Raw genomic sequence first — 15,026 nt, forward strand, 5'->3', positions numbered from 1 at the left:
TTGTAATCGTTACTAATAGTTTTCAAATGTAATAGTTGTTAGAAAATATATGTAAGATTATTTAACAAATGATATTGCTGTTTTTTCTGACATTTGTTATCATGAGGTACCATTTAGATATAGAAAATAGAAGGTAAAGGATGGTGAAGTATGGTTGCTACAGAAAGTATTTTGAATTATTTGCAAGTATCTAAGGTGCAGAATCCAGTTTATCAAAGCAATCATTTGTTTTATATTAGCGATGAAACAGATCTTCCTCAAATTTGGAAGTATGATGAGGAAGCAAATCATAGCTCAAAGTGGCTCGAGACAAATGATAGAATTCAGTTTTTTAAGAAAGTTCCTCGCAGTGAGTCTTTTATTCTAGGGATGGATGTTGAAGGAAATGAAAGACAACAACTATATTACGTTGATGAACATAAAGAAATTGAGAGATTAACGAAGCAAGATGATGCGTTATATGTGTTTGGTGGCAGCTCGCCAGACGGCAAAGCGATTGCTTATGCGAGTAATGAGCGCAATGCCTACTATTATGATTTGTATATGATGGACCTTGAGAGCAAAGTTGCTACGAGAGTGTATGAAGGGGATGGCACGTATCGTGTTCTAGGTTGGCATCCGAGTAATGAGAAACTAGTTGTTCAAGAAGTGTTTACTAACTTGTATAACAACGTCGGCTTATTAGATTTACATACTGGAGAAGTTGACTGGTGGTTTGAAGATAAAGCAATCAGTTCTTATGACACACCGATCTTTTCACAAACAGGTGAAGACCTTTACTTATTAACAAATCATCAACATGAGTTTATCACTGTAGCGAAGTTCAACCTTCACTCAAGACAATTAACATTTTTGATTGAGGAAGATTGGGACATTGAGAATTTAGTCGTTGATGAGAAGAAAGAGTGGTTCGCATATACCGTCAATGAAGGTGGAATCGATCGAGGTAAAGTGTATCACTTAGCTACAGGGGAAACACGTTCCTTTGATTTAGGAATTGGGACAATCTCTGGTATGTCTTGGTCTAGTGATTCAAAAACGATTGCAATTGTTTTTAATGGTCCTACGAGAACATCGGATCTTTATAAATGGTCAATTGAAAACGGGCAGTTAGAGCGTTTGTATTGCACATCGGTTGATCCTAACTTTGAGAAGTCTCTCGTCGAACCAGAGATTTATACGATCGAGTCATTTGATGGGTTACGTGTACCATCGTTTTTATACAAGCCTAAAGAGCTTAAAGAAGATGCACCACTTGCGTTTTGGGTACACGGCGGTCCAGAAGGGCAGACAAAAGCGGAGTATCATCCGGTTATTCAATCGTTAACTGCATTAGGTTATGTCGTATGTGCGCCGAATGTACGTGGAAGTAAAGGGTACGGCAAGACGTATATCCATTTAGATGATGTAAGAAAAAGAATGGATTCTGTCCAAGATTTAATTGAGATTGCGAACGCTTTGAAGAAAGAGTCGTTTGTCGATGAATCTAAGGTGGCTGTCATCGGTCGTAGTTATGGTGGGTTTATGGTACTTGCTGCGATTACACATTACCCAGATGTGTTTACAGGTGCGATTGATTTAGTTGGAATCTCGAGTTTTAGAACCTTCTTAGAAAATACAGGACCTTGGCGACGAAAGCTTCGTGAAAGCGAGTATGGAACGATTGAAGAAGACGGTGTGTTTTTCGATGAAATTGATCCGATTCACCATACAGAGAAGATTACAGCTCCATTACTCGTATCTCACGGAGCAAATGATCCCCGAGTACCAATTGGTGAAACGGAGCAAATGATTACAGAATTAAGGGCGAGAAATCATCCTGTTGAGTACATCCGGTTTGAAGATGAAGGGCATGGCATCGTAAAAATCCAAAACCAAGTAACCGCATATACAGCAATGGCAGAATTTCTAGAGAAATTATATCGCTAATCGAGGAGGACAGAAGATGAAAAAGCAACTAGGACTTACAGCAGCGACAACGGCATTTGCCTTCGCATTAGTGGGCTGTTCAAATGATGCAGAACCAGAAGTAACATCAAGTGCAAGTGAAGATGATGAAACGGCAACTGAAAGTGAAGCAGCAGAAGGTGGCGATTTTATTTTGGCGGTACCGGCTGATGCTGTAACGGTTGATCCACATATGGCAGGTGACGTTCCGTCGAATGTTGTGAACTGGACGATGTATGAAACATTAGTCGAGCGTGATGAGGATATGGAGCTTGTTCCAGGGCTTGCTAGTGACTATGAACAGCTCGATGAATTAACGTGGGAATTTACTCTTCGTGAAGATGTCACATTCCATGATGGCGAGCCTTTTAATGCGGAGGCAGTAAAAGTAAATATTGAACGCGCTCTTAGTCCAGAGACTGCTGCCCCAAGAGCTGATTACCTAACGGATATTGAAGAGGTTGTTGTTGTTGATGATCACACGGTACAGATGGTCACAGAGAAACCTTTTGCCCCACTCGTAGCACATCTAGCTCACAATATCGGAAGCATGATTAGTCCTGCTGCGATTGAAGGCGATGTGAATTTAGATATTGAAGCTGTTGGTACAGGCCCCTTCAAATTTGAAAACTGGAGTCAAGGGGATGAACTAGTCATTACGAAAAATGAAGACTATTGGGGTGAGCACCCTCATTTGGATTCAGTAACATTTAAGGTCGTACCAGAAGAATCAACACGAATTGCGATGATTGAAAATGGTGAAGCAGATGCGATTGAACGAATCGAACCTGTAAACATCTCACGCGTTGAAGGTCTTGAAAATGCGGAGCCTTTAATTAATGATACGTTGTCTATGACCTATTTAGGATTTAATACACAAAAAGAACCTCTTGATGATGTCGCTGTTCGACAAGCAATCTCAAAAGGAATTAATACAGAAGTTATTATTGAAGGAATCTATGAAGGCTATGCAAGCGAAGCAACGGGTCCTATTAACGATCTTGTCTTTGGTAGTAACCCAGACCAAGAACCAATTGATTATGATCCAGAGGGAGCAGAACAACTCCTAGAAGAAGCGGGTTTTTCTGAAGGGGAGTTATCCATTAATTTATGGACAAATGATGCGGATGCAGTACGTGTTCAAATTGCAGAGGTCATTCAAGATCAACTCAGTCTAATTGGTGTAAACGTAACGATCGAGAATATGGAATGGGCTGCTTATCTCGATGCATTGACCAATGGGGAACATGATTTATTCTTGCTCGGTTGGTCTTCTGGAACCGTTGATGCAGATGCTACCATGTTCTCCTTATTCCACTCAGAAAACCACGGAGCACCAGGGAATCGTAGCTTCTATACGAATGATGAATTTGATTCCATTATTGAAGAAGCTCGAAATGAAACAGACATCGACGAACGAGAACAGCTCTATCATGAAGCGTTAGCACTACTTGCTGAAGAAGTTCCTGTCGATTACATCTCTTTCACACAAAACATTGATGCGGTTGGAGAGCATGTGGACGGTTTCAAACGATATGCAAACTCTCGGTTCGTGTTTGATGAAGTCACATTAGAAGATACAGAAAATAGTTATTAACAATCTAAGTCTAATGTTCTATTCGTAGAGCATTAGGCTTTTGCCATTTTTTATATGATTTTCTTATAATAAGATTTTATAAAGGATATTGTACACAATGAGAAATCTGTCATAATAAGAAAGGATTAGTATTTATTTGATAATAAATCTAACGATTTGATTTTTGTTACATAGGGGGAGTACATAGATGATCCATCACGTTAAGTTTTTGCGTGGGCTTTTTGACACGAAAAGCCATTTTTCTACGTTAAAAGAATCAGAAGCAACGAAAGGACTAGCTTGGAGATTAATCGTAAGTGCACTTTTAGTCGGGGTTCTGACATTCTTAAGTCAGTGGTTTATCCGAGAAGATCTCATTCAGACCTTTGTGGCTGAAGGGGCAGGAATGATTGGCTACGATGAAGCGTCGATGTTGGTGACGGTTGTAACGGCGTTAAGCGGTGTGTTTGCAATCGGAATGGCTATTCTTGCCGTGTTACTATTAGCACTCGTATTTTGGATCTTTTATAAAGACGTAGGTTTTAAGAGGCTGTTTATAATATTCAGCTATTTCTTGCCGATTTATATCGTAACATTGCTTCTTGATTTGCCTTATTACATAACGTTTGGCTTGGAGCATCAATATTCTGTAACAAGTTTCGGTTATTTGGCGCATTTGGCTTTTGATGAATCGTTTTTATCGTTTTTCTTTGGCCAGTTTAACCTCCTTATAATCGGGTGTTTTATCGTGCAGATTTTTGCACTTAAGGTGAATACTGCCAAGAGCACACGCTACATCGTACTCACAACAACGCTTATTTATCTCGTTGTTATGACGCTTATTGCTCTTTACACCTATTTCTCAATGATGCAAGGGGTGCAATAACATGAAAAAGAGAATTGGGATTCTCATAGGCTTACTAATGCTTGGTGGGCTTATGGTCGGAAATAGCTATATTTTATCTGAAGGTATGACGACAGATGACCCAGTCGTCGTAACGAACGTACTTACTAGTGAAGAAACATTATACGATACCATTATTGCAAATGGTCGAGTTGAACCAGGAGAAAGTCAGGCGATTTTCGAAGAACCTCAGCATGGTACTGTTTATGATATTCACGTTAATGAAGGCGAAGAGGTTTTTGAAGGCGATGTGCTGATCACGTATGAGAATCAAGAAATCACTCGTCAGCTTGTGTCGTTGCGTAACAACCTTGATCGTTTGATGGTTGAAATGGAACAACAAAACGATCAAATTTCTACCATTGAGTCACAAATTAGTACAGAGCGAAGTAATCGTGATGATGATGATCCGTTCGATCAAACGGACCAAGTGATTCGTCAACTTGAAAATGAACGTGACGCGATGGAGTATCAACGACGACTCACGAACTTACAGTATAGCGAACAAGAAGAAGAAATCGCATATCTTGAAGATCAAGAACTTCATGAAATATATAGCGATGTAAATGGGATTGTAGAACACGCCAACTATCCGAATGAAGTCGAAGAAGGACAACCATTAATTCGAATCCAATCCGATGAATTTTGGAACGTAAACGGAACGGTTACCGAATATGATCTTATCCAACTCCATGAGGAGATGGAGGTAGAAGTTGAAGCGAATGTACTACCTGATCAGACATTCGAAGGGTTTTTAGCACGGTTAGGCTCAACACCTGCGGATGAAGAACAGTCAATCCAAGCTGAAGGTTCGAATGTAACGTCATACCCGTTTGAAGTACAATTGCATGATCAGTCTGAGGACTTATTACACGGGTTTCACGTGAACGTTTACTTTGAAGTTGAGGCAGAAGCCGATGCTGTTGTTGTACAAGCCTCAGCGATTGAGACCGTATACAACGAATTTACTGGTGACGAAGAAAATTATGTCTATCAAGTAGAAGAGGGCATTGCTAGAATGCAAGCGGTTGAGACGGGCATAACCAATGAGCAAGGTGTACAGATCTTATCTGGTCTTGAAGCGGGCGAATCCGTGATTGACCTAGAACCATTGGAGACGATTTATGAAGGCATGGAGGTAGTCGTCAATGATCCACCTGAAGAATCTTGACAAGCAGTACAAAAACGGGGATCAAACGCTTCGCGTCTTAAATGATATTCATCTTAAAATTGAAGAAAATGAGTTTGTCGCGATTATGGGTCCATCAGGATCTGGAAAATCTACGCTCATGAATATGATTGGGTGCCTTGACCAACCGACTTCAGGTGAATATTTACTACATGGGACAGATGTGGCTTCACAACCTGAGAAAGAGTTGGCAAAAGTCCGCAATGCTCAGATCGGTTTCGTTTTTCAACAGTTTCATCTATTACCGAAGCTCTCAGCGATGATGAATGTAGAATTACCACTCATTTATGGTGGGGTTAAGAAAAAAGAACGCAGGGAGCGGGCACGTCTTGCTTTAGAAAAGGTTGGATTAGAAGATCGAGTCAACCATTTACCGAACCAGTTATCTGGTGGTCAAAAGCAAAGAGTTGCGATTGCACGAGCGTTAATTAATGAACCGAGTCTCATTTTAGCAGATGAACCAACAGGTGCTCTTGATTCCAAATCAGGAACTCAAATTATGGAGTTGTTCACACAACTTCATCATGAGGGAGCTACACTGATTATGGTTACACACGAACAAGAAGTCGCAGATTATGCAAAGCGAATTGTAACTGTCCGTGACGGTGAGATTATTAAAGATCGGGGGCATGAGTATGTCGTTCCTCGATAGTGTAAAGATGGCCCTTCGTTCTTTATGGAGCCACCGATTGCGTTCCATGCTTACGATGCTCGGAATTATTATCGGGGTAGGTTCTGTCATTACGGTAGTAGCAATTGGTAAAGGCGGGGAGGCAGTACTGACCTCGCAATTTGCTGGTGGTGGTAACAATACGTTTGAAGTGTATTATATGCCTCCAGATGAAGAGTTAATGGACTATGATGCGTATGATGATGTTGCGTATACAACCGAGGATTTACGGGCAATTCAAGAAATGCCGTCTGTTAATCAAGTGATTGCCTATGCATATAATTCAACGAACGTTGTCTATCATCAAGAAGCCGCAGGGGCACAAATCCTCGCCATTAACGAGAATTATTATGACTTAAATGAGTTTACAGCTTCTTCAGGTCGGCTCCTTGATAACCGAGATGTAGATAACGGACGAAGAGTCGTTACATTAAGTACAGGTGTCGTTGAAGAGTTGTTTGCGGCCAATGATGAAGCTGTCGGTCAAATTGTTAACATCGAAGGTGTACCGTTTGAAGTGATTGGCGTACATGAACGTGAGAATCAAAGCTTTTTCGCTTTCCAAGTTGATGAATTATTGCTTCCTCAGTCTTCATGGCCAATGCTTTATGGCACTGACAACATGGACATGTTAAACGTACAAGCAAACAGCGCTGATGATATACAGATAGCAAGCCATGCAGTGACCAATTACCTTAACGATCAATCGACGCTTTCTGGTGAATACCAAGTGTTAAACATGGAAGAGATTGAACAAGGAATCTCGCAAGTAACGAATGTTACGACGATGATTATTGGTGGTGTAGCAGGCATTTCACTGCTCGTTGGTGGAATTGGTGTTATGAATATTATGCTCGTATCAGTGACAGAGCGAACGCGTGAAATTGGGTTAAGAAAATCTCTAGGTGCAACGAGAGGGAACATCTTACTTCAATTCCTAATAGAATCTGTGACGCTTACAACAATCGGTGGATTGATCGGAATTATGCTCGGAGCGGGCGTTGCGAATACCGTTTCGCTTATCGCAGGGTGGCCATTCCTCGTTTCCATTCCAGTCGTCTTACTTGGCGTCGGGTTCTCAATGTTTGTTGGGATCGTCTTCGGGTTGTTACCGGCGAATAAAGCAGCGAAACTCGATCCAATCGAGGCGTTACGTCACGAATAAGCCATTGCATTGATGTGTAAAATCTCTTTCTCTTGTCTACACTAGCTCGTGAGGAGGAATGACAATGGCTCAAGAAGTATTGTGTGAAGTCGAAAACTGTGTTCACTGGGGCGAAGGTAACCATTGCGAAGCCGATCGAATTTATGTCGTTTCAAACGCAGAAGATCGAACGACCGAACGAATGGAAACCGATTGCCACACATTTCATCCGAAACACCACTAACAAAGAAAGACCGGTTGCAAATGCAACCGGTCTTTCGCATGTAGAAAAGATTGTCGAAGCTGTTGAATCAACAAAAAAAGATAGGAAAAGCATTATAACTATGCTGCTATTCAAAATATTAAGTAATATAAGCGCTTCTTTAAAAGGAGGGTGCAATGTTAAGTCAAGAAGTGAAACCGGTCATTTCGCAAACGATGGACATGCAAGTACCGCCCAAAAAGGAGCTTTGGTATTATGGATTAGGGGCCTATGCGACATTTTCATTGTCGACATTGGTCTCAACATTTTTAACGTTTTACTATACAGATGTTGTTGGATTAGCAGCAGGAGTCATCGGTACGTTAATGATTGTGAGCCGAATCTTTGATGGGGTAACTGACGTTTTAATGGGTGCTGCTGTCGACAAAACAACGTCCAGACACGGCAAGGCGAGGCCTTGGTTGATTTGGGGTTCGTTACCGCTAGGGATTGCCATTGTGTGCTTGTTTTCTGTGCCTAACCTCTCTGTTTCACATCAAATTAGTTATGCGTACGTTACTTTTTTCGTGTTTCTTGCTGTGTATACGTTGATTGCGATTCCGTATAAATCGTTAATGGGAATGCTTACACTTGATCAGAAGAGTCGTTCGACGGCTAATATCTATTCCACGATATTAAATCTCTCAGGTGCGTTGCTCGTGACGGTCTTCACGCAACCGTTAGCAAGTGCAATTGGTTGGTCGGCAGTAGCTGTGATCTATGCGGTGATCGCCATAGTCTTGCTCTATTTTACCTTTCTAAAAACAAAAGAAAGAGTCGTATCAGTTAATAGTGAACCTGTCAAAATAAAAGAAGGATTAGTGTCTTTATTCCGCAATAAATATTGGGTAGTGATCACAGTATTTTGTGTTTTATTTTATACAGTTGTTGCCGTTGTGCAAGGTTCAGGTCTTTATTATGCGACATGGATTTTAAATAATCAACAAGTCTATCTACTCATTGGAATCACTCAAATTTTACCGATGATTATCGCGTTGTTTTTTGTAGGACCACTCATTCATCGTTTTGGTAAGCGAAACACGGTTTTAGTCGGTATTGTCATTTGTATGATAGGCAATGTGTTTAAAGTCATTGATCCGTATAGTCTAGCGATTATATTAACAGGAAATGTCATTGTAGCGATTGGCATTATGCCAACGTTTGCTGTTTTGTTTGCGATGATTAATGATACAGCGGAATACGGCGAATTTAAAACGGGGAAACGTACTGTTGGATTAATTAATAGTGGTGCTAGTTTTGGTATAAAGGTGGGGACAGGCCTTGGGCTAGCATCGATTGGCTGGTTGCTGAGTATCGGAGGATACGTTGGTTCAGCAGAAGAACAGTTGCCATCAGCTTTAGAATCCATTAAATTTATTTTTATCTTTTTACCGGTTGTCCTCTCAGTGATGATGTTTATTTGTTTGCTATTTTTACGCTTGATAAACACTATGCGACTTATTTAAACGAGATTCAACAGAGGAAAAATGAGAATTGATTGGTATTGTGTAATGAGGTCCAGACTTTCATTCTAGGGACGAGACCCTTACCTATGTTAAGCGATAAAAGGATATGATTTTGAATGAAGGCTGTAAAAAGATTCCCTTACAATATGAGATAAGTATAGGAAAAGCGCTGCTTATATGATAATATTCATAATAATCAATAATGTAAGCGCTTTAATTTTAAAGGGGGATCATATGTTAAGCAGAGAGATCACTTCACGGGTCCAACCGAATTTGGACATGCAAGTACCTCCAAAAAAAGAACTATGGTTTTATGGCTTTGGTGCGTATGCAACGTTTTCTCTATGGACGATGGTCGGGACATTTTTAACGTTTTATTATACAGATGTTGTTGGTTTAGCTGCGGGAGTGGTAGGGACATTAATGCTCGTAAGTCGCGTGTTTGACGGGGTTACGGATATTTTAATGGGTGTTGCGGTCGATAAAACAAAATCAAAGCACGGTAAAGCAAGACCGTGGTTAATTTGGGGCTCGGTACCATTAGGAATTGCGATTGTGGCTGTGTTCTCAGTCCCGGAAATGGCGATCTCTAATCAAGTGATGTATGCGTACGTCACCTTTTTCTTATTTATTATTATGTATACATTCATTTCAATTCCGTACAAGTCTCTTATGGGAATGTTAACACTCGATCCTAAAAGTCGTTCGATGGCAAATATTTATTCAACTATTTTGAACTTATCAGGAGCTTTAATCGTTACAGTCATCACGCAACCTCTTGCATCAGCAATTGGTTGGACAACAGTCGCTATCATTTATGCAACCATTGCGGTCGTTTTACTTTATATTACCTTTCTAAAAACGAAAGAGCGAGTGGTCCCTGTTAACCTAGAGACGGTCGGTGTAAAAGAGGGGATTTCCGCATTATTCAGAAATAAATATTGGATTGTTATTACAGTGTATTGCATATTGTTTTATACATTAATCGCTGTTAACCAAGGATCTGGCCTTTACTATGCAACGTGGGTCTTAGAAAACCAAAGCATTTATCCGTTGCTAGGAATCTCATCTATATTGCCAATGGTCATTACGTTGTTCTTTGTTGGTCCGTTTGTTCTGAGGTTCGGGAAGAGGAACACGGTGTTAATTGGGATTGTCATTTGTATTGTCGGGAATGCGCTGAAGATTATCAATCCGTTTGATGTATCCGTTATCGTTATTGGTAATATTATCGCAGCAGTTGGTGTTATGCCTACGTTTGCAGTGCTATTTGCAATGATTAATGATACGGCAGAATATGGCGAATACAAAACAGGAAAACGAACGGTCGGCCTTGTCAATAGTGGCGCGAGTTTTGGAATTAAGGTCGGTACCGGGGTAGGGTTAGCATCCATTGGATGGCTGTTAAGCTTTGGAGGTTATCTAGGTACCGCAGCAGAACAGACGCCATTGGCTTTGCAGACGATTATCTTCATCGGAATTTACTTGCCGATTATCATTTCCGTTTTAATGTTCATTTGCCTGTCGTTTTTTACGCTCGATAAACATTACAAAGGGTATGTGAATGAAATTCAACGAAGGAAAGAAGACGCAACGAAACGAACCTAAGTAATGCCATGCGAAGATCTTAAAGGTCTTCGCATTTGTTTTTAGAGTAAGAAAAAAGTAATGTGAATGCTTTAGCTGTAGGTCTATAAAACTGGGTATTAGTAACTTAATTTTATCAATTGTTCTTCTATTCACGAATGAAACCACTCATTTGCTATTCTTAACATGTAAACGACTATGCGGAGAGGAGCAAGTGTATGAGAGGGAGAATCGTTCGTTATTCAAAAGCAACAGCACTAGCTGGTCTAGCTTTGACCGCCACACTAACCATTTCAAGTGAGGTAGACGCAGAGCAAGGTGAAGTCTTAAAAATTCTACATACGAATGATATTCACGCAACATTTGATAACTTTGGCAAAGCGGCAGGTTACATTGATCAAGTTCGTGAAGACTACGACAATGTGTTGTACTTAGATGCAGGGGATTATGCAAGTGGAAACCCGGTCGTTGATTTAAACTACGGCATTCCAATGGTCGAGGCATTTAATGAGGCGAACCTTGATGTACTAACGATTGGAAACCATGAATTTGATTACGGACAAGACCATCTTATAAACAATATGGATACGTCTACAGCTTCATGGCTTGGGGCAAATGTAGACACAGGAAGTACAGGTGTAGACAATCCAGAACCGTATACAATGATTGATCTAGACGGTGTATCTGTAGCCATACTTGGAATTACACAAGCACCACCAGCAACGGCACCAGCGAATGTTGAAGGCATGACATTTGATAGTGATTATGCAGCTGTTGCAGCGGCTTATGAAGAAGAGTTGACGAGTGAAGCCGATGTGATTATTGCACTTACTCATATCGGATATAACGAAGATCGACAATTGGCTGAAGATGTTGATTATTTTGATGTAATTATTGGTGGGCATTCGCACACAACGTTGAACTCTCCCCAAATCGTAAACGGAACGCTGATTGTTCAAACTGGTTCGAATTTAAACAACCTTGGCGAACTTACGCTTGCAATTGAGAACAATGAAGTGACTGAATTGGACGGTACACTCGTTCCTGTCGCAGATCTTGATACGATGAATGAAGATGTACAAGCTGTTATTGATCATTACAACTCTGAGATGGACGAAGTGTTAGGTGAAGTTATTGGGTACTCTGAGAATGGATTAAGCCGTGATGGACGTTTCCAACAAGACGCCCCACTCGGAAACTTCTGGACTGATGCAATGAGAGAGTGGGCAGAAGCAGACGTGGCATTTACAAACAACGGGGGAATTCGTGATAGCATACCGAGTGGTGACGTCACATTAAATGAAATTTATACGATTGAGCCGTTTGCAAATGAAATTATGACGATTGAAATGACAGGTGAAGCGATCGGGAATGTCTTGGAGTACTCGTATAGCCGTGATGGACGCAACCAAATCGATTTGCAAGTGTCAGGCATGGAGTATGAGATTCTTACAGGGATGACTGGACAATTATCAGATGTGAACATGACAATTGATGGTTCTCCTTTAGAAGATGAAGAAACCTATACAGTGGCTGTTGCTGATTACATCGGTACAGGTGGATCAGGTTATGAGTTCGAAGGAGAGGTTATACAAGAGACGGTAGGCTTCATGACAGATGCCATGACTGACTGGGCAAGAACAATGACCGATCAAGGTGAAACGTTGGATTATGCGAGTGGAGAACGTATCTCCATTACCATCGATCCTTCGGGACCAATTCCAGGTACGATCATTGGTTCAACTGAAACGGGACTCTATTCGCAGAATAAAGCCTTTCAAGATGTCGGTTTAGGTAATTTATATACGGACAGTATCCTCGACGATACAGATGCTGATTTTGCATTTTTGAATGCTTCGTCGGTCACGGGTCAAATCCCACCCGGGGAAATTACAGATGAACAAATCGAAGCTCTCGACGGGTTTGGGAATGAAGTTGTCGTTGTTGAGACAACGGGTGAACGCATTGAGGAAGTGATTTTAGAGCAGTCGAATTATCATCAAGGCGTGGACCTGCAAGTATCTGGGTTATCTTATACGCTTATACCAGAAGAATCTGGTAGTGGATTTGAGAGTGTAGACATTGTTCTTCCTGATGGATCAGAATTAGAAGAAGATGAAGCTTATGTGGTTGCTTACAATGATTTTATGCATAGCAATTCCTTCTATAATTTCGGTGAGCTCATTGAAGAAAAAGGACCGGTATGGCAAAAAGTCGTTGATTATGTAACGGAACAGAATCGTCCGATCAATTATGAAGAAGGTTTAAGAATTACAATCGAAGGTCAAGATGTTGAGCCTGATCCGACAGGAACATGGACAGTGGCAGAAGCTCTTCAGAACAATCATGGTGAACGAGCAGTACGTGGATATATCATAGGGAGTATTCAGAACAACGAAGTCGTATTAGGCATAGGCGAGCATGCACCGTCTAATCTGTTACTAGCTGATGATCCGAATGAAACGGACAGAAGCAACATGCTACCAGTACAATTGGTTAATCAGACGCCAATACGCAATGGATTGAACCTCGTTGATCATCCAGATCACCTGCAAAAAGAAGTTGTTATTACAGGTTCACTTGAGCGCTACTTCGGAACGCCTGGTATGCGAGATGCGAATCACTTTGCCTGGGTTGAGGAAGACGCTGTCAGTTGTCAATACGATACATGGCAACAGTCGGACGTTTATACGAAAGGTGATCGAGTGACACACAATGATGTTGTCTACGAAGCAAAGTGGTGGACAGTAGGAGAGAACCCAGAGAACTCGAGTGAATGGGACGTCTGGCAAGTTGTCGCTGATTGTCAATCAGATGAAGGTGATGGTATAAAGAATGGTCGCAGACGGTAACGTACACGGCAGGTGACCGCGTATGGTACGAAGGAGAGCTATACGAGGCAAAATGGTGGACACGCGGAGAAAATCCAAGTCATTCTGGTGAGTGGGATGTTTGGAAAAAAGTATCGTAGTGAATAGAGGGGAGGCGCTCTTGTAAAGTGGAGCGCCTTTTCTTATTAGATTTAAGAATCGATTTTTAATTAGATTTATCTAAAAGAAATTGATTCTATATCTATGATGCGTTATTGTGGTAAACTATTCAGAAAAAGGAGTGGGAACGATGAAGTATTTCGAATCCAAAGCGATCCACCAACAAGCAGGGAAGAAAAATGATCTACATAGTAAAACGACTCCAATTTACCAAACATCAGCATTTTCATTTCAAGATTTAGATGACTTGGAGAGTTTTTTTATCGATGAAGAGCGTTATATGTACACGCGGTACGGAAACCCCAATACTGACCAATTAGCGAAAATGGTTGCTAGTTTAGAAGAGGCACCAGAGGGCGTTGCAACGTCAAGCGGCATGTCTGCAATTTTAGCGGGAGTGTTGGCGGTCGTAAAGCCTGGTGATCATATGCTTATTCCTGAAGATGTGTATGGTGGGACGTATGATTTGTTTCATCAATTCCTAACGGATTGGAACGTAACGGTTAATACAGCACCATTTAATGAGCGAGGTGCAATTGAAGCCGCCATTACGGACGAAACAACGTTGATTTATACAGAAACGGAAACGAACCCACTTCTACGAGTAGAAGATTTAAACGAAGTGATTGCAGTTGCAAAGAACCATAACGTTGCAGTGATGGTCGATAATACGTTTGCGACGCCGTACTTCGTACAACCAATGACACTTGGTGCAGATTTAGTTGTACATAGTGCTACCAAATATATTGGAGGTCATAGTGATGTGACCGTTGGAGTTCTTGTAGGAACAAGTTCTTGGATGGAGAAAGCCAAGAAGCGGGTCATTCAGCTTGGGATGAATGTGAGTCCGTTTGAAGCATGGCTGACGGTCCGTGGTTTAAAAACGCTCGCAGTACGAATGAAGCAACAAAGTGACAATGCAGCAGCGGTTGCCGCGTATCTACGTGAGCAAGAAGGGGTTAAGGTTTATTATCCTATGAATTTGAGCGACAAAGGAAACGGTGCGATGGTGAGTTTCGATTTGGGAGCAGGCTATGATATCGAAACATTCTTTAAAGAGTTGCAATGGATCAAAATCGTACCAACACTAGCAGGAGTAGAAACAACGGTTTCCTATCCTTTAAAAACATCTCACCGAAGTATTCCAAAACCTTTGCAAGAAAAACTAGGCATTACAGACGGCTTAGTCCGCATGTCTGTAGGGCTTGAGCATTCAGAAGAGGTTCGCGAAGCATTGCAAATTGCATTATCTAAAGCAAAGAAATAAAAAAAGTTTTAAAAACACTTGCGT

The 15,026-nt window shown here is 41.1% G+C and carries 11 protein-coding genes and 1 pseudogene; all 12 read left to right on the plus strand.

What is annotated here, in order from left to right:
• The first annotated feature begins 150 nt into the window (after nt 1-150).
• The 12 genes and pseudogenes from JCM19038_RS18470 (at nt 151) to JCM19038_RS18515 (ending at nt 15,002) form a co-directional block, all read left to right on the plus strand.
• On the plus strand, nt 151-1,929 hold the full coding sequence (locus tag JCM19038_RS18470; protein WP_042420752.1) for a S9 family peptidase: 1,779 nt from the start codon (nt 151-153) through the stop codon (nt 1,927-1,929).
• A 16-nt stretch (nt 1,930-1,945) separates the two neighbouring features.
• On the plus strand, nt 1,946-3,544 hold the full coding sequence (locus tag JCM19038_RS18475; protein WP_042420754.1) for a glutathione ABC transporter substrate-binding protein: 1,599 nt from the start codon (nt 1,946-1,948) through the stop codon (nt 3,542-3,544).
• Nucleotides 3,545-3,731: 187 nt separating this feature from the next.
• Entirely contained in the window at nt 3,732-4,409 is a 678-nt protein-coding gene (locus JCM19038_RS18480) for a hypothetical protein (RefSeq protein ID WP_042420755.1), read from the plus strand.
• A 1-nt stretch (nt 4,410) separates the two neighbouring features.
• Entirely contained in the window at nt 4,411-5,598 is a 1,188-nt protein-coding gene (locus JCM19038_RS18485) for an efflux RND transporter periplasmic adaptor subunit (RefSeq protein WP_042420757.1), read from the plus strand.
• Nucleotides 5,576-6,268 carry an ABC transporter ATP-binding protein gene (locus JCM19038_RS18490; RefSeq protein WP_042420759.1) on the plus strand — a complete coding sequence of 231 codons (693 nt, stop codon included), beginning with the start codon at nt 5,576-5,578 and terminating at the stop codon, nt 6,266-6,268. Before JCM19038_RS18485 ends, JCM19038_RS18490 begins: the two co-directional genes overlap by 23 nt.
• On the plus strand, nt 6,252-7,451 hold the full coding sequence (locus tag JCM19038_RS18495; protein ID WP_042420761.1) for an ABC transporter permease: 1,200 nt from the start codon (nt 6,252-6,254) through the stop codon (nt 7,449-7,451). Before JCM19038_RS18490 ends, JCM19038_RS18495 begins: the two co-directional genes overlap by 17 nt.
• Nucleotides 7,452-7,515: 64 nt before the next feature.
• Nucleotides 7,516-7,674 carry a DUF1540 domain-containing protein gene (locus tag JCM19038_RS22060; RefSeq protein ID WP_081831900.1) on the plus strand — a complete coding sequence of 53 codons (159 nt, stop codon included), beginning with the start codon at nt 7,516-7,518 and terminating at the stop codon, nt 7,672-7,674.
• Nucleotides 7,675-7,829: 155 nt separating this feature from the next.
• Nucleotides 7,830-9,158 carry an MFS transporter gene (locus JCM19038_RS18500; RefSeq protein ID WP_052361976.1) on the plus strand — a complete coding sequence of 443 codons (1,329 nt, stop codon included), beginning with the start codon at nt 7,830-7,832 and terminating at the stop codon, nt 9,156-9,158.
• 234 nt (nt 9,159-9,392) lie between these two features.
• Nucleotides 9,393-10,766: an MFS transporter gene (locus JCM19038_RS18505; protein ID WP_052361978.1), complete on the plus strand. Its 1,374-nt coding sequence runs from the start codon at nt 9,393-9,395 to the stop codon at nt 10,764-10,766.
• Nucleotides 10,767-10,963: 197 nt separating this feature from the next.
• Nucleotides 10,964-13,597: a 5'-nucleotidase C-terminal domain-containing protein gene (locus JCM19038_RS18510; RefSeq protein ID WP_052361980.1), complete on the plus strand. Its 2,634-nt coding sequence runs from the start codon at nt 10,964-10,966 to the stop codon at nt 13,595-13,597.
• Between the two features lie 38 nt (nt 13,598-13,635).
• Nucleotides 13,636-13,716, plus strand: a pseudogene (locus JCM19038_RS24030) (hypothetical protein); the annotation flags it as partial.
• 149 nt (nt 13,717-13,865) lie between these two features.
• The gene (locus tag JCM19038_RS18515) at nt 13,866-15,002 is read left to right on the plus strand and encodes a PLP-dependent aspartate aminotransferase family protein (protein WP_042420762.1); all 1,137 of its coding nucleotides are present in this window, start codon (nt 13,866-13,868) and stop codon (nt 15,000-15,002) included.
• The last annotated feature ends 24 nt before the right edge of the window (nt 15,003-15,026 follow it).

It is taken from the genome of Geomicrobium sp. JCM 19038 (assembly GCF_000698125.1).
In the GTDB taxonomy this organism is placed as follows: Bacteria; Bacillota; Bacilli; order Bacillales; family Marinococcaceae; genus Geomicrobium_A.

Excerpts from the sequence above, each read along its gene's own strand:
- JCM19038_RS18490 (WP_042420759.1), top strand. The coding sequence starts at position 5,576 with ATGATCCACCTGAAGAATCTTGACAAGCAGTACAAAAACGGGGATCAA.
- JCM19038_RS18470 (WP_042420752.1), top strand. The coding sequence starts at position 151 with ATGGTTGCTACAGAAAGTATTTTGAATTATTTGCAAGTATCTAAGGTG.
- JCM19038_RS18485 (WP_042420757.1), top strand. The coding sequence starts at position 4,411 with ATGAAAAAGAGAATTGGGATTCTCATAGGCTTACTAATGCTTGGTGGG.
- JCM19038_RS18475 (WP_042420754.1), top strand. The coding sequence starts at position 1,946 with ATGAAAAAGCAACTAGGACTTACAGCAGCGACAACGGCATTTGCCTTC.
- JCM19038_RS18510 (WP_052361980.1), top strand. The coding sequence starts at position 10,964 with ATGAGAGGGAGAATCGTTCGTTATTCAAAAGCAACAGCACTAGCTGGT.
- JCM19038_RS18500 (WP_052361976.1), top strand. The coding sequence starts at position 7,830 with ATGTTAAGTCAAGAAGTGAAACCGGTCATTTCGCAAACGATGGACATG.
- JCM19038_RS18515 (WP_042420762.1), top strand. The coding sequence starts at position 13,866 with ATGAAGTATTTCGAATCCAAAGCGATCCACCAACAAGCAGGGAAGAAA.
- JCM19038_RS18480 (WP_042420755.1), top strand. The coding sequence starts at position 3,732 with ATGATCCATCACGTTAAGTTTTTGCGTGGGCTTTTTGACACGAAAAGC.
- JCM19038_RS22060 (WP_081831900.1), top strand. The coding sequence starts at position 7,516 with ATGGCTCAAGAAGTATTGTGTGAAGTCGAAAACTGTGTTCACTGGGGC.
- JCM19038_RS18505 (WP_052361978.1), top strand. The coding sequence starts at position 9,393 with ATGTTAAGCAGAGAGATCACTTCACGGGTCCAACCGAATTTGGACATG.
- JCM19038_RS18495 (WP_042420761.1), top strand. The coding sequence starts at position 6,252 with ATGTCGTTCCTCGATAGTGTAAAGATGGCCCTTCGTTCTTTATGGAGC.